The sequence below is a fragment of the Metabacillus dongyingensis genome (assembly GCF_019933155.2).
GTDB lineage: Bacteria > Bacillota > Bacilli > Bacillales > Bacillaceae > Bacillus_P > Bacillus_P dongyingensis.
The window spans coordinates 44,850-61,287 of record NZ_OK052578.1 but is presented as its reverse complement, the minus strand read 5'-3'; the positions used below and the strand labels follow the sequence as shown (position 1 = coordinate 61,287).

The window sequence follows — 16,438 nt, the reverse complement described above, 5'->3', positions numbered from 1 at the left end:
TAATGTGAAATTGTAAACGCAATCATTTTCGTATTGAAGAAATGTATTGCTTGTTTACTTCTTAGTTATATCTTACCGGTTATTGAAAATCGAAAATACATGGTTAAATTAATCTTTCACCATGCATTTTTAGTGTAGATGTAGGGATGAGTGTTTACACTTTCTCGGTTGGAAATTATAGGTTTTAAACAACAAAAAACCCTCAGAAATCTGAGGGAAGAGGAAAAATTATAATTATCTCAACAAATTATTTACAGCCTCATCAGCCTTCGTTAATGCTTCTTCAACTGACATTTCCCCTAGTTGGGCATCGTGTAAATAACCGGTTACAACACTTTCCCATTGTTCTTCCTGTGGGAAAAATGGACGAGCTTTTGCTGTCTTCATTGCTTCATTTACTGCTTTGTATCGGCGAAATTTCTTAACATCAGTTCCCGCAACTTCCACTTGCTTAAGAGTTGGAACTAAATAGGAAGAGAATCGGACTGGATCTCCCCCACCCATCTGAGCTTGTCTGACATCATTTTGTTTACTTTCTAACCAAACCATAAATTTAAACGCTTCTTCTGGATACTTTGACGTTCTAGGAATAACAATTGACCAGCCAGCAAGATGTGGAACAGATGATTTCATTGCAGGCGTTTGGACAAATTCCCATTGGCCAACAGTATTAGAATTGGCCCGATCGTCTACCTTATCAGCTGCCCAAGACCAGTGAATAGCCATTGCAACGTTTCCTTCTGCAGCATCAGCTGATACTTCTGAAAAGGTATAATCATTTATACCTGGAGGAGAGAATTGCAGTAGGTCAATCCACGTCTTTGTCGCCTCTATGACTTCTGGAGTTGATAATGATGAGGTCATCTTATTCCAATCAATGACATCTCCGCCGTTAGAATAGACAAATGTTAACCATGTATGCACATTGCCAAACCCTTCACTAGCTTGTCCAGCCCAGCCATAAATTTTTTTCCCGTTCACCATTTTTCCATTAAAAAATTTAGCCATATCACGAAATTGTTGCATTTTTTTGGGTGGAGATAAGTCATACCCGTATATCCCTTTAAACTCTGATTTCAGTTTTTCATCCTCAAATAAATCGGATCGGTACCAAAGGATATGAGGGTGTATCGTCTGTGGCAATCCATATATATTGCCGCCCTCACCATATCCACCGTTTTCTCCATTCCATTGTGTAAGAGCTAGTGCTCTTGGCAAAAAATCTTCCGTATATACTTTGTTTTTTTCTATATAGGTTTCTAAGGGTAGTAAGCTATTTGTAGAGACTAGTTCCGGCACCCAGTTGTAATCAACATTAAAAAGGTCATAATTAGCATTACCAGCGATCGAAAGAGCTAATTTTTGAAAAATCATGTCACGCCCAACTAACTCAATATTGACAGATACTCCTGTTTCGTTCTCATATTCTTCCGCTAACTTTTGGGTTAACTCTCCCCATGTCGTATTAAGAAAAACACCATTTAAGGATATCTGTTCTTTCACTTCGACTTCTTTATTTTCTTCTATAGCCTCTTCTTGCTTTCTTAATTGTTGACTGCAAGCGGTTAAAATAATAGAACTCACAATAATAAAAATCAAGAGAGTATAGTGCTTAGTCAATTATCTCCCCCCTTTAGCTAATTATTATTCCTCATGTACTGGATGCCGCACGATCACTCTAAAGCCTTCATGATGCTCTTCATCAACTTTTATTCCATACTCAGTTCCAAAATGAAGTCGAAGTCGTTTATGAACATTTTTTAATCCAATTCCATGATGCACATGATTTGAATTTCTTTCTTTGTCCAATTTGTTACTATTCAGTCCTGATCCATTATCTTCAATAATAAAGATAATGTCCTGTTCAATGCGTTTAACTGTTAACAGAATTTTCCCCTTACCTTCTGGCAAGTTACTAATTCCATGCTTAATACAATTTTCTACGATTGGCTGAAGGATTAACTTAATTACTTTTAATTTTAAAATCGTTGGATCTACCTGAACAAATACCTTAAATGAACGATTACTTCTTAGCTTTTCAATGTCTAAATAATTCTTAGCATGCTCAATTTCTCTTTCAACCGTTGTCCACTCGTTATTATTATTTAAACTGAATCGAAGTAAGTTAGCTAATTTCGTTACCATTAGTGCAATATTTTTTTCATCTACCTTTTCTGCTCTCCACTTAATTGCATCTAATGTATTATAGAAAAAATGTGGATTTATTTGATGATTTAATGTTTGAAGCTCAAAATTTCGCTTATCTGATTCCATCTTTTTTGTTTGTACAATAAGTTCAGACATTCCAGTAATCATTTGGTTAAACCCGCCAACAAGCTGACCAATCTCATCTTTTCTAGACCTTTCCATTCGGAAATGCTTCAATACTCCACTTCGTACTTTTTCCATATGTGAGACGAGATCCTTAATAGGTAATGTAAAATTACGAACAATAATAACAAGATAGGTCGAAATAATGAATATACTGATCATTACAATCCACAAAGTAAAGTTTTTTATTTGTTCAATATTTCCTGTAATCTCTTTGTTTGGCAGGGCAGTGATTAGTTTCCATCCCTGCTTATTTAATTGAGTTTCAGCTGTATTCCAATCCTCTTCTGGTACAAATTTTTCATTATAAAGCATTGAGTTTTCATTTGAAATAATGTTCTTATCTTGATCAACAATTAATGTTTTATAGTTTTTAAAAGAAGAAGGGAAGGTTAATTCCTCTCGAACAAATGAATCAGGAATTTTTAAAACAATAACACCAAGTGGTTCGTAATAATAGGATGAACGAACCGCTCTTATATAAGTAAAAACTGGCTTCTTTGAAGATTCATCCCAATAATGGTACCAAACCCCTTTTTCTTTCAAATCAAAGGCTTTTAACATCAATTCCGTACTTGGCTTAAAATCATTTCCATTTATTAGCTCCAAATAATTTGGATAATACTTCATTTGTTTTGGAAAGACATATACTCCGTACGTCCCTTTTAACTGGGCAATAAGTTGACTGATCCGATTGATAAAAGCTTTTTCTTCTTCATAAGATGTTGGCGGATGACTTTGCAATAGCTTCTGTAACTGGATAGATGTTACCATTTTTTCTGATTCAACTTCTGCATCTTTTAATAAACGATTAACCTGCTTTTTATTCAATTCTATATTGTCTTGAAGAAGCTTAGAGGTAACCGTTTCTAACTGAGACTTAGATCGATCATATGATAAATAACCTAACAATGCTAATGGAATAATGATGGATAAGGCAATAAAGACAAACATTTTGTTAAATAAATTATCTTCTATTCTTACCTTTCTAAATTTCATTTTCCGTACCTATACTCTTTGGGTGTTTGACTTGTTCTTTTTTTAAAAATAGTACCGAAATGCTGTAGATTTTGATAGCCTACAGATTCCGCTATCTCATATACTTTCATACTTGTTTCTCTTAGGAGTGTTTTCGCTTTGTTAATCCTCGTCTCTGTTAAAAAATCCATATATGTTTGTCCCGTTACTTTTTTAAACAACTGACTTAGCCAAACTGGATGTAAGGATAGCTCGTCTGCGATTATTTGTAAGCTCAAATCCTCCATGTAACTAGAATGAATCATTTGAATGGCTCTTTCAATGATTGAATTGGTAGCATGTGTTGAAACCTCATGACCCACACTCGTTAAATACTCAGATAAGACCTCTTCATATTCTTCTAATGTGGTACATTCATCAACCTTTTCCCATACACTCATTGGAATATCTTTAAGCTCCTTTGAGGTTTGTTCACTTATACTTGCAAGGATTTGTGACAAGTAGTTTAATGTTTTTCGTGTGATATCGTCTTTTGATCCAAGACCATCAAGTAATATGACCTGTTGAAAGAAAACCTTTAACACTTGGCGAATGCTATCTTCATCCCTATTTATTACTAATGATGCTAAATGGCTAGCAGCGGTAAGATCTGTAGACATCAGATGATCAGTTTTTGCAAAGTCCTCGCGATTCGTTAAAGAGCTTATTTGAAATTCTTTTAGTGTAGAGCTGTATGCTGCATGCATCTCCTCAAATGACGATACTTTTGTGCTAATTCCTATTGCTAACTCGATATTTTGATATTCCTTTACCTCTTTGTGAATGGACCTAGCTATTTCCTCAGAATCTTCAATATTTGTTAATAATACCCATCTATTTTTAGGGTCTTTAAAAAGGAGTGAGTGCATATGATCTCGGATAACATCTTGCATAATATTTCCTATCACAAAAGTCTTTAAGTGATTTTCTTCTGTAAAAGGTTTCCCGTCAGGATAGCCCTTTACATCAAAAATAAGGAGTGAGAAGGATTTATTCGCTATCCAATCAATATTCCATAAACACAGTCTATGATAGAGATGTTCCTCAAGAGGTGTTCTTTTTAAACAAAATTCGACTAAATAGTTATCCCTCATAGAACGTGTTCCAATCTCTTCAAATGACTTCTGCTGTTCAGTATACTGAAGTTGTTCTTTTTCCTCTTTTATCATTGAAAGAGTCCTGTTTACTTTTTCTGTAAACTCCTTTGTGCTATATGGTTTCAATAAATAATCAACTGCACCGAACCGTATACTTCTCCTTGCATAATCAAAATCATCGAAACCGCTTACAACTATAACCTTTGGTTGGTAGTCACTATTTACAACCTCTTCAACTAAATCAAGACCAGATATACCAGGAAGCATAATATCAGTAATAATTAGTTCAGGATAGTGTTTAAAAATGACCTCTCTTGCATCTTCCGCATTATTTGAAGTATGCAATTCTACTTCAACATTTAGAGAATCAATAGCCTTTTTCATTCCCATTAAGGAATCTGGCTCATCTTCAATTAATAACAACCTCAATCTTTTACCCCTCCATTCAGTGGGAAATTACATATATATTAACTAGAACCGTTTTAGTGGTCAATTAAAATAAAAATATGTTCTAGAATTGATGAATTTGTGGGGAAATTTGGATGAAGAAATTCACTGATTTAAATAAGAATAACACTGGGGTTTAGTACTTATTAGAGAAGAACCAAGGCTTATTTAAAAAGCCTTGGATTCCTACAGAATACTATTTCTTAACAAACTTACTTTTTTTCAACTGCATGTCCACCAAATTCATTCCGAAGGGCAGCGACCACTTTCCCTGTAAAGGTGTCACTATCTAAAGAACGGTAACGCATCAAAAGAGACATGGCTATCACAGGGGTGGCTGCCTGTAAATCCAAAGCAGTTTCCACTGTCCACTTTCCTTCTCCTGATGAATGCATTATACCTTTAATTTTTTCTAAATTTGTATCTTTAGAAAATTGCATGTTCTGTTAATTCCATGAGCCATGAACGAATGACTGAGCCGTTATTCCATACTCTTGCCACTTTTTCATAGTCAAAATCAAAATCACTTTTCTCCAATACTTCAAATCCCTCGCCAATCGCAGCCATCATGCCATACTCAATTCCATTGTGGACCATTTTTAAGAAATGACCGCTGCCTGCTTCTCCAGCATATAAATACCCATTTTCCACGGCTGTGTCGCGAAAGATTGGTTCAGCAATATTCCATGCTTCAGCATCTCCTCCGACCATGTAACATTCTCCATTACCAGCACCTTCTACTCCTCCGGACGTACCAACATCCATAAAACGTATCCCATACTGCTTTAAGTGATGGTACCGTTGAATGGAATCTTTATAATGAGAATTACTTGCTTCAATCACGATATCTCCTTGACTTAGGTATGGAGTGATCCCATCAATAACGGAATCAACAACAGCATGAGGAACCATAATCCAGATCATTCTAGGGGCTTCTAACATTTCAATAAGCTCCTTCATACTCGAAGTTCCTATTGCTCCATACTTCACTAATTCTTCTACTACATGATGATTTAAATCAAAGGCAGCAACTTCACAATGATGGTCAATGAGGTATCTCCCCAAATTGAATCCCATTTTACCTAACCCGATTAATCCAACTTGCATCTTTTTTCCTCATTGAGTTTAACTTTGCAGAAAGTTCGATAAACCAGTCCTCATCACCAGTTGATAATGCCAAATCTATTAGAAAAAGAATTTGTTCCTTGTTTACCACTTTAGAAATCGACAATCTCTTAACCTGTTTACGTGAAATGGATATTTTTTTACCAATTGTTGTGGTATATACTTTGAAAAATGTAGTGAGTCCTGAAGTAATTTCATCTTGAAGCTGCGAATCTTGGATTTTTCCTTCTTCACTAATCGATGCGTCTGATGTGATTTCTGGTTTTTTGGCTGGAGGGACAAAATAAGGGACCTTATGAACAACATATGATTTGCCATCAGTTTTGACTGGAATAACAATATACTTTTCAAATGGTTCTGATTTTTCTTCTTTAGCCTTAGGGAGAGGTTTTTTATCTTTCTTTGCTTGCTCAACGGCTTTGGCATCTGGCGGTATGGATTTCTTTAAGGTGTGGTGTACTCGAAGGGTAATTAACGCTGTATTTTCTGACTTTTCTTCTATTTTCCATACTTGTGAATCCGATAACTCACTGCTCCATTCCATTCCTTCAAAAGTAAGACCTGCCTGTTCATCAAGTCCTTTGGCAAGGAATGACTGAAGGCGGTCGGCTCGTTTTTTTATTTCATCATCGGAATTCTCCCAATTGAAATACTCAACAGCAAAGTTCTCTGCAAAAGACTGTGCACCAACGCCTGCAGCAAAATTATCTTCTTTCATTACATCTTCATCTTGCTTATGCTGTATTGCACCCGCACCGGCATTTCCACTTCGTTCAATTGCCACTACTGACAGAAACAATACCAATATAAAAGCAGTCCAAAACATTCCTTTGATAACTTTTTTAAATAAGACTGTTCTAGGGTATTCACGTTTTTTCATAGTGCCTCCCTTCAAAGCTATAACTCTACTAAACTCTTATATTTCTCAAAATCTGTGAAGTACCCTCCCTATTAAAAGCAGGGGGTTTAACATTTTAGAGTCTTTACTATTTCATCATTTCATTCATGGCTTGCTTGGCGATCTTTTCTCTTTGCTTCTTCACCAAAAGCCCAAACCGCTATAAAGATGAATCCAAACATTCCGAGTGTTGCCCAGACCCCGTGTTCCGCGTAGAATCCTCTGACAAAAAATACGACATCATCGGCAGCTGCTGCAAAAGCCGGAAACGCATCATACGCAAATTGAAAAAGAAAATAACCGATAGCCGCCATTACGGCCATAATGATCATAACGACTGCAAGTCTTTTAATAAAACTTAACAACATCTCTTTTATGGAACTCTCCGTTGGTGTCGAACCGCGTTTCACCTTGTAGCCCACCTCTTATCACCTCCTCTCAAGTATCTTTTCTCTACCATTTTAGAAGTGTATTTTATTCAACTTTTTTATATAAACTGTATAATTTATTGGAATCTGATGAATTTTTCGCTTTCCAGATCTGACCGAACGGATCTGCAATAACGTCCTCATAAGTTCCAAACAATAAACTGCCGCCTATTTTTTCGATTTCACGAGAATCAGCTTTAAATGAGTTTTCCATGATTTTATTGCGCTCAGTATCGTTATTCGAGACGAATAATACACGGACGACACGTACACCTTCGCCAAAAATCTCATCATTTTCAAATGATCTTTTTTGAACATACTCGTTATAGCGTCTGATCTTGTTTAACGTGACATCCACTCGCTGCCTGCTTCTCTCGAGTTCTACAAAAAACAAAAACTTCACTTTCTGGCCGTTTATTTCTCTCTCCAATGTAAAAGCACCGTCTGGACGTATCACGGTTGTCGAAGATTGCTTTTTCTTTCCTTCCTTATCTTTGATGATTTCGCCATAATTGCGAAAGGCTCTGCGTTCTGAGAAAAACTCTTTAAATGTAAACTGATTATCTTTTTGCGAGGCATAGGCAGCCTGTATATGTGACATCCTCAATGAATGAAAAACATAAGTTGGGGTTCTCTGTGTCCATCTTGTATCCCAATCAGCTTCACCTAGAATTTCTTTTACTTCTTGAACACCTTTTGTATCAAGCGTATAAACGAGTCGGTCTCGCCCTTGCACGGCTGCTTTGGCAACCGGGAATGACTTGATATAGCCTTCTGCTTCCATCGCTCTCATTTGCTTTGAAATCCAGTACTTGCTGTAAGGCTTTCTATCCTCATGAACATATATATATTTTTCTAAATACTGAACATCTACAAATACTAAATCATGCAAAGATACAAACAATTCTTCTTCTAAATCGGTTATTCTTTTGGCCATATTTACTCCCCCTGCTACACCCATAAGTCATCGTTGCTGATGACTTTTTTTGTCTCATCCGTTTTTTTCTCTTTCTGCGCGTCTTCCTTTTCACTTGAAGATCGTTCACTATCTAAAGGGCAAGTTTCATGCTGCTTGGTTTTCTCTTTTAGTTCAACGATGTGATCAGCTGATTTCTCCGATCTATCATTTTCTTTAGGGTGATGATTTTGTTGATAAGATGACTTTAACTCCAGGGTATCTCCAAATGCTTCAATTGTTGCAGCGACTTCGTCTATCAGGCAATTAGGATGACTGGTATCTTGTATACCTTCTTCAGCAAGGTACGGTTCATAAGTTGCTTTTTCTTCGTCTTCAATTTGTTTCTCCTTAAACAAGGACCCTAAAGTAGTCTGCCTTTCAATTTCCATTGCATCTGCAATTGTTCTTTTCTTTAGCTCTGAAATTGAATCTGCATACAAAGCAGGCCCAGGTGCTTTCATACGAATTAGAAAAGGCCGGGTTCTCTCGTTTCCAACCTGCATTCTCATATACGCGTTATAAGGCTCAACTTGAAGGTAATCCGTTTCTTGAAGTACTTCAGACGACATGGAGCGATTCACATATTGGGCGTCATCAGGTTCTCCTAACCGGAAAGAAACAAAAGTTCCGAAGTTTCTGAATATAGCAGACGCAACTTCTCTCGGCAATTGATCTTTTATTCCCTGCATGCCTAAAATGATGGATGTTTTGTATTTCCTAAGCTCCGATGCAAAAGACTCAATCGCATCTATGCTGTGTTCCATCAAGGTTGGAGCCTCGTCCACCATCACAAAATGATAAGGTAGTTTGTGACGTTCTGATACGGGAGTGTCCGCCCTGCTTTTCCCGGCAAGTTCTGCATACGTCAAACACATCGAACCGATAAGCTTCTTCTCATCACTTGTAAGCTCAGATAAATCAAGCAGATTGATCATTCCCTGGTCCATGCTTTCATGAAAGCGCAGTCCATTCGTTTTAGCGCGAAGCATTTTCCCCAGCACGCCAGATAAGGTGATTTTCCGCAGCTTATTGAGTGTTGAATTCGTTTTTGCCTGCAGTTCACGATCTTGAAGCCCTTGCAGGTTTGCAAAGTACAGATAAAGATCATTCTCGATAGGATCGTCACGATTTAGACGTTCCAGGACATTTTCACGGTAGTCAGGATCACTGAGCAGCCTTTGCAAATTCGGAAGACTCGCTTCACCTAACCTCTGCAGAACAATTCCGCCATTCAGGAAATTATCATCAATATTCGGACCCCAAAAATCCTTCCAGGTCCTTTTTAATACATCCGCAACCGTCTGGGCAATTTTATCTTCTGCCGCCTGAAAATCAACATCATAAACGTTAAACGGTAACTCGCCTTCTGAAAATTTAATGTATCTGACAAGATACTGTTTTTCCGGCGGAATCCTTGCAGCGATATCCTGACACAAGTCACCATGCGGATCGATAATGGTACCGCCTATTGTAGTGCCGGCACCTTCAAGATTGATTAAATCCTCGACAAGGTTATACATGGCAGTTGATTTCTTCATACCTGACATTCCTATAAAAGCAGCATGATAACGCAAGGTTGCAAGATCAAACAAGACATCCGTCTGCTTTCCGTGATAACGGTGTTCTCCTAGACGAACGGATAAAGAAGGATCAAATTCCACATTCTTTAATTCTTTCGGAAGAGGCGTGGAGCGCATTTTTAGCCGGTTGAGTTTATTTTTCTGAACTCTTTCGCTTGGAAGCCGCATTATAGCAGCCATCTCTTCAGAACCTAAAATCACTCGCTTCTTCATAGGCCCTACGGAATAAATGCGATTCTTATACTCCCAGCGAAACAATGGCCGAATTGTACGGAACCACCACCATTCACGTCCCTTTAATTGATTTAACCGTCCGCTTGAAAAAGTACCGATAGACCCTTTAGCACTCTTAATCAACTCTTTGGAATCACGGTTGTCTCTACCAAAAGCAACAACTTTAACGCCAACCCTCGAAAGAACCCTCGTTGCCTTCCCCTCTATTGCGGATAAATACAGTTCATTATCCTTCTGGAGTGTCTCATCATACTCACCCTGTTTATGAAACTGGCGGACAATTCCCCGAAAGCTCTTTTCAGTATGATAAGCAGGCTGCACAAGAAATTGCATGTTAATCTCCTGGCCTTCTTCTAAACCATCTAGAAACTCTACAATTTCAGCCTGAGTATCCACTACTTCATTATGATACGTTTTTATGGGGATCGTCCAATGACTCTCGGTGAATAGCTTAGTACCCGCGTGAGGACGGCTAAAATCAACGGAGTAATAATCGGCCTCCACAATCTCTACATTCGAATGTTCGGTATAAAACTAGCTTTAAACGCTCTTCCAATATGTTCATCTGGGACCCAGACAAAGTACCGGATCTCATCTTTCGTAGCAGCAATCTCCCAGCTGATCCATTCCTGCTTAACCCATCTGCGATACCAGGGGAGCGTCAAAAAACTTAGCATCGTTGTCCAGGCAGTCTCATCCTTGAAATACAAAATCTTAGCATCCATCGTTGTCCTTAACTCATAAACCTTACCTTCTCTCGGAATCAAAAACGGCAACAAATGAAACCTCACACCCATTCACCCCTTCAAAACCAAACTGAAAAGTTTCTCAATTAATACAACAATTTCTCATTTAAATCCACCGCATCAAACTACCCCAAGAACATTCCCACTGCTCCTAAACCCTATCTGCTCCCTCTACCTTTACTGAACTTGAACTTAATCTTTGAATCTCTTGAACTACATCCCTTGAACTTACTCTCACTACTCACTTACTACACACTACTCACACTCTCTCTCCTCCTTACTACTACACTTACTTACTCTCTTACTCTTACTCTCTAACATACACACTCCTACCATCACACATTACACACTATATTTATTTAAGATGGGTAAGTGGATTAGTTATCTAAGGTCCAGCTAAATAGTCACGGAAAAACTCTCCATCATGCCGTGACCATTTAGCAGGACTGCACTTGACTTTTCAGGTATTCATAGTTGTATTTAATGTTGTATATTGAAATAACAGCTTTTACTACAGTAATTACAAGAGTTTTTACTACTTAATGCTACCATATTGGTAAATATATGGAAAGAGACTTTTTTCCTGTTTAGAGATCAAATGTTCTTATTTTGATATTTGCTGTATGAAATTTTCCCAATAATATTCATCATAAAATGAACTAAAAAACTTATTACTAATAATGAGTTGAAAATTTCCAGACTTCAAGTGATCCCCAATATAACTTACCTTCTTTAAACTTATTTTTAATTTTAAACCCTAAAGGTATGAGTTTGTAACATACCAAAACAGTAAAAAATAGCCAATGATTCATGAAGTAATTTATAATTATTATAATATAAAAAAGTTCTAAATATAGCTTGGTAACTGTATAGGACTATACAGCAGAATCTAGCAGCAGGAGAATATAGATATGTATTGGCAGACTGGCTTATTAATTTCAGCTTGTATTCTTTATCGGTGAAAATGGTCGTGAATCAATAAATATGTCTATTGCATCCTGTGATGAAAATGGTGTGTCGATCATGTTTATAACTAGCTGTATTTCTCGCCTTATTGTGGAAACACTGTCGACTAAAGTTCCAGCTGTCGATTGGTAAAGGTTTGTTTGCTTTTTACGCATATGCAGCAAACCTTTAAACAGCATACTCCTGCTGCTCAATTTTGTTACAGCTGCGCGGCCGCGGCCAACGGTTTTCTTAATAAGCCTGCTTGAACGATTGATCACCTCTTTTAAAGAAGAAACGGCCATACCAAAGGTTTCAGCAAGCATAACTAAAGAACCCTCTAGAAACGGCATTTCTGGGCTTTTATGCTCCTCTATGTATCTAATAATATCTTCTTCCCATTCATCATAATGAGATCGTTCTCTAACTTCACGCTCCTTTTTAAATTTATACCAGCCCTCTCTCCCCTGAAACCTGGCACTCCCATCAGACCACAGCTCAAGCAGACCTTCTACATAAGAGCGTTTGACGCCCTTGTATTTACCTGAGTAGGCGCTTTTTAACGTTTTCTCAAATTCAGACTTGCTTAATGGGTAATCTAAAAAGCTATTAAATTGATCTAGTTCATCATAAGCTTCTTCAAAAGAGCGCTCACTCGCGTAATTAGCAAGTGCAAGAGTCATTAATGCATTGTTGCGGCTCGCGCTGTTATGCCCTTTTTCAATATATGTTGCCTGGATCAATGCTTTGTACCAATCTGATGAGCAAAGATCCATTGATGAAGACTTGTTATTATAGACAACGCGTAGAAACTTCCTTTTTTCTTGTTCCTCGAATGTTTTTGACCAAGAAAGAAGCAGGTTTGTGTTAGCCGTTTCTTCATAGAAATCTAAAATGTTATCTTCTTTAGGAATCCGGTAAAAGCCAAAGGGAACACAATTCAAATCTATCGGAACATACTTGCATAAGGCTTTGCGAATATTATCAGATAGGCGTTCTGCTACTCTCAAAGACTTATAATCGTTTTGACTATGTACATAAAAAGGCGTTTCTAAAACAAAAAAGCACTGATATCCTCTTGGTGTCTCAAGAAGGAGGTTCGGCCTGGGTAGTTTCAGTTCTTCGCAGCCTAAATATAATCCGTAAAGATCCACTTCTTTTGTATCAATATCAAAACCAATCACATTGATTTGCTTTAAGTTTTCTCGTTTATGGCCTTTGATGATACGTTTTTTGAAATCATAATAGGTGCCGCCTCGATATGTGTTTGGCGTCCAGTGAGATAATTGCTGATACTTCTCCCCTAATGTTTCATAGGAAGTTACTACATAGCCTTTTCCCTCAACGAGATCATCTTTTGTTGGAGACACAAATACCGCACCTTTACGGTACGGATTTTTATTTTCTGTATTCTGATACACTGTTATTCTATCTAATGGGGCACGGGACCCTTTCTTCTTGTAGAGCAGCAGGCTGTTATGGGTCATGAATTGCATGATCTCAGCTGGTGAAACCACGCTCTTTGTCATTCTTTTAACTTCATGTTCTCCCATATCTAACACCCTCTCAAATCTCTTAAATTTATTGGAATATTTTGCTGTAATAAGTATATCGAAATCGAATATTGCCAAAGTCCGCTCTCTAAGCAAAATGCACCAAAATTAAAAATACCCCTGGAGCCTAGGGCCCCAAGGGATATAAAAAAAGTTTTATTTTTTTTGTTATGCAGGTTTCGCTCAACTTTTGCACCATTTTCTTATCAAATGCACCATTTTGAAGCATGTATCCTTTTTAAAATCTAGATAGAAAAGCTTTATCTATCAATTGATTGACAGAAACTCGAGTGAAAAATTTATACACAGGTTCCGCTCAACATACGCATGCGGTGGTGCATTTGTTGTACACAGGTTCCGCTTAAATTTCTTAATTACTTTACTTAATTTCACTATTTCATATTAATTTTTTAAAAGTGTCTGTGATAAAGACTGATTTATTGGGGTTTGTTTACTATACAGGTTCCGCTGATTATGAGTTATCTGAGAAACAATTGGTGCATTTTAATCTTATTTTTGTATACAAGTTCCGCTCAAATTATCATTTTGGACCATTTTGGACCATTTCTAACCATACATAGAGTAATCTTTATTGGACAAATTGAACACTAATTATCCGTAAATCATAATATAATTCAAAACTGGTGCATTTTCTGAATGTATACAACCTGTATTCTTTAAATTAGTCACTTTATTTCCAAAAATCCTTAAGTATTTTTTACAACTTAGCGGAACTTGTATGCTAACTGGTGCATTTTCTTTTATAAATTCATTTAATATAATTATAGTCTTCTAAAAAACCGATGTTTATGGTGAAAATCATGTCTTTTTAAGCAGATGTGGTGCATTTTATTGCTTTCTTGGCGGAACCTGTATGGTATTTGGTGCATTTAATATGTAAAAGAGCTTATTTTCTTGTTATAATGCTACTGAAGTGGTGCATTTTAAGGTGAAGAACTCGGTTTTCTTATACTGATTTAATTATCTTTATTATTTGCAACAGAATATGTATACATAAAAGGTGAAGTGGTGCATTTTTTACATATACGTTTTGATCTATCAGTATCAGAAAGAAAGGATGGTACTTTTAATGAATTATGAAGACATATCAGACCGCTTAATACTGAACTATGAATTATTAAAGATTGTTATATTCGAAGAATCAAAGTATTTATTTGAAGATCGGCCATATATTTTGGAAGATTGGAAAATGGAAGCCTATAAAATGAGTGATGAAGAGTTTAGGAGACAATCTCCCAGTGAAAAGATGAGGCCAAGCTTTCGAGCATTGTTCTTCTTATTTACTCAAACATTGTACTCTGAAAAACATATAACAAAAAAGATGATTAAAGACGCGGTAACTCAATATAAAGATACCATTAAGATACTATTAGCCGGTCATTTCTTAAATGAATACCCTAATGATGAGATTAAACGCAGTGTAAACGAAGAAAAAATTGATGAAGCGTTAAATCGTGATTATATATATGGAAGTATGGATATGGACTATCATTTAATGAGAGACATCGTTACCAAGAAAAAAGAGTTTAAAGAAAGTGAGACAGGACACTTGGCAACCGAGATCATAGACAACCGTGGAAAAGTGAAAGGCCTGGCAGAACTTAGACCCTATGAATCCCATGTTACTGAAGTAACATCAGATCAGCAGGCCATGTGGCTTGAAATGATTGGGTCTACGATAAACTCATTGGATGAAATGACAGCTGATCTGTTTGATTTAATTACATATTTATGGATGGTGACACCAAAAAGCAATGACGGTTATATCGAGTTTCACAGCAATGATGCCTTGAGATTAAGGAACTTGAAGAAACGGTCCTCTAACGGAAGAGAAATAGACTTCCGAGAAGAAGATCGATTCAACATTATGAAACGAGTTGCCGCGCTTTCAAGTATTTGGATTTCTCTTGGGGATCAAAAGGTAAAAGTGTTGAATACTCAGGAAATGAAGGAAAACGAACTCTATAACTTTAAAGATTTCCAAAGAATGTTTGAAATTGGAAAAATAAGAGTTGCATATGATAAAAAATCAGGCGAAGCCAAAGGAATTTATGCGGTTCAGGTTAAACCCACTTCTATACTTACTCCTTATCTGGTGGGACCTAACCGATCTATTGGCTTATTAGATCTTAAAGTATTTCAGTACAGTCATTACACACAGAGAGAACAAAAGCGATTAACAAGGTATTTGAATCTGCAATGGAAAATTAGAACGATTAAACGTTCCCTGCAGCAGCCATTTAAAGTTGCTACATTGCTTAAAGTAATGGATATTTCATCGCGTTACAATGGAGTTCAAGTAAGGGATAAATTTGAAACGGTATTAGATGAGCTTCAAAAAGATGATGTTGTAAAAAGCTGGGGATACACTGAAGAGATTCACGAAGAGAAAGTTGGCAAAAAGGGATGGCTTAAAAACTATTGGACCAAGTTAAGTGTGCTGCTTTTGCCGACTGACATCGTGATACAAGAAAACCAAAAAAACCTTTTGGCTGATACGAGCTATAGTGTAGAGGAAAAAATTATGAATAGCATGTATCAAATGACTCAGGAAAATACGGCAACACATTCAGCTGAACTTTCTTTTTCTCCCTTCTCAGAACTTGCACAAAATGAAACAGCAGCTGCTGTAGATATTGAATTTTCGCTGAACAAATCAGATCGTGAACCTATTCAGCAAGCATTCAAGTTCAATGATGATAGTTTTGATGAGGATAAAGAAATTACCCTTTCCCCTGAGGCGATGAAAGAAATGATAGATAAACTGAATGTGAGTATTCGTCAAACTGCCACGGATATAGGCATCTCTCACTCTACCCTCTCTCGATATATCAGGAAAGAGAATAAGCGACAAAATAAAAATAATGACCAAAAAATGCTTAATTGGTTAAAGGAAAACAAGAAAACTCTAATCTTAAAATGATTAGAGTTTTTTATCATTTTGAATACGGAGATTTCAAAATTAACATATATATACATATATAATAATATATACTACAACAACAAATATGTCATATCTGCTATTGCTAACATTGATAATATTTTAATGTTAATCTTA

General features: G+C 36.7%; 10 protein-coding genes and 1 pseudogene. 1 reads left to right on the top strand and 10 read right to left on the bottom strand.

The features are described from left to right. Positions 1-234: 234 nt before the first annotated feature. The 10 genes and pseudogenes from K8L98_RS25100 to K8L98_RS25055 form a co-directional block, all read right to left on the bottom strand. Positions 235-1,620 carry an ABC transporter substrate-binding protein gene (locus tag K8L98_RS25100; protein ID WP_243551461.1) on the bottom strand — a complete coding sequence of 462 codons (1,386 nt, stop codon included), beginning with the start codon at positions 1,618-1,620 and terminating at the stop codon, positions 235-237. Between the two features lie 24 nt (positions 1,621-1,644). Beyond that, on the bottom strand, positions 1,645-3,330 hold the full coding sequence (locus tag K8L98_RS25095; RefSeq protein ID WP_243551459.1) for a sensor histidine kinase: 1,686 nt from the start codon (positions 3,328-3,330) through the stop codon (positions 1,645-1,647). Continuing rightward, positions 3,327-4,874 (bottom strand): response regulator, encoded by a 1,548-nt coding sequence (locus K8L98_RS25090; protein ID WP_243551457.1) that lies wholly within the window; start codon positions 4,872-4,874, stop codon positions 3,327-3,329. The genes K8L98_RS25095 and K8L98_RS25090 overlap by 4 nt, the downstream gene beginning before the upstream one ends. 230 nt (positions 4,875-5,104) lie before the next feature. After that, a pseudogene (gnd, locus tag K8L98_RS25085) lies at positions 5,105-5,999 on the bottom strand (phosphogluconate dehydrogenase (NAD(+)-dependent, decarboxylating)). Further along, positions 5,971-6,735, bottom strand: a complete 765-nt coding sequence (locus K8L98_RS25080) for a conjugal transfer protein (protein WP_243551667.1) — start codon at positions 6,733-6,735, stop codon at positions 5,971-5,973. Before K8L98_RS25080 ends, gnd begins: the two are co-directional and overlap by 29 nt. 281 nt (positions 6,736-7,016) lie before the next feature. After that, on the bottom strand, positions 7,017-7,337 hold the full coding sequence (locus tag K8L98_RS25075) for a hypothetical protein (RefSeq protein WP_243551455.1): 321 nt from the start codon (positions 7,335-7,337) through the stop codon (positions 7,017-7,019). A gap of 52 nt (positions 7,338-7,389) precedes the next feature. Further along, a complete protein-coding gene (locus tag K8L98_RS25070) occupies positions 7,390-8,280 on the bottom strand; it encodes a replication-relaxation family protein (protein ID WP_243551453.1) in 891 nt (296 codons plus the stop codon). A 14-nt stretch (positions 8,281-8,294) separates the two neighbouring features. Continuing rightward, on the bottom strand, positions 8,295-10,619 hold the full coding sequence (locus tag K8L98_RS25065) for an ATP-binding protein (RefSeq protein ID WP_243551451.1): 2,325 nt from the start codon (positions 10,617-10,619) through the stop codon (positions 8,295-8,297). A gap of 5 nt (positions 10,620-10,624) precedes the next feature. After that, a complete protein-coding gene (locus tag K8L98_RS25060) occupies positions 10,625-10,906 on the bottom strand; it encodes a hypothetical protein (protein WP_243551449.1) in 282 nt (93 codons plus the stop codon). Between the two features lie 893 nt (positions 10,907-11,799). Further along, entirely contained in the window at positions 11,800-13,359 is a 1,560-nt protein-coding gene (locus K8L98_RS25055) for a primase C-terminal domain-containing protein (protein ID WP_243551447.1), read from the bottom strand. Positions 13,360-14,449: 1,090 nt separating this feature from the next. On the opposite strand from K8L98_RS25055, the gene K8L98_RS25050 reads away from it, so the two are divergent. Then, positions 14,450-16,303, top strand: coding sequence for a hypothetical protein (locus tag K8L98_RS25050; RefSeq protein ID WP_243551445.1), 1,854 nt, complete (start codon positions 14,450-14,452; stop codon positions 16,301-16,303). Positions 16,304-16,438: the final 135 nt, after the last annotated feature.

What these genes read in the sequence shown, in the direction of transcription:
- K8L98_RS25095 (WP_243551459.1), bottom strand. Translation starts at nt 3,330, where the DNA reads ATGAAATTTAGAAAGGTAAGAATAGAAGATAATTTATTTAACAAAATG.
- K8L98_RS25080 (WP_243551667.1), bottom strand. Translation starts at nt 6,735, where the DNA reads ATGAAAGAAGATAATTTTGCTGCAGGCGTTGGTGCACAGTCTTTTGCA.
- K8L98_RS25070 (WP_243551453.1), bottom strand. Translation starts at nt 8,280, where the DNA reads ATGGCCAAAAGAATAACCGATTTAGAAGAAGAATTGTTTGTATCTTTG.
- K8L98_RS25055 (WP_243551447.1), bottom strand. Translation starts at nt 13,359, where the DNA reads ATGGGAGAACATGAAGTTAAAAGAATGACAAAGAGCGTGGTTTCACCA.
- K8L98_RS25050 (WP_243551445.1), top strand. Translation starts at nt 14,450, where the DNA reads ATGAATTATGAAGACATATCAGACCGCTTAATACTGAACTATGAATTA.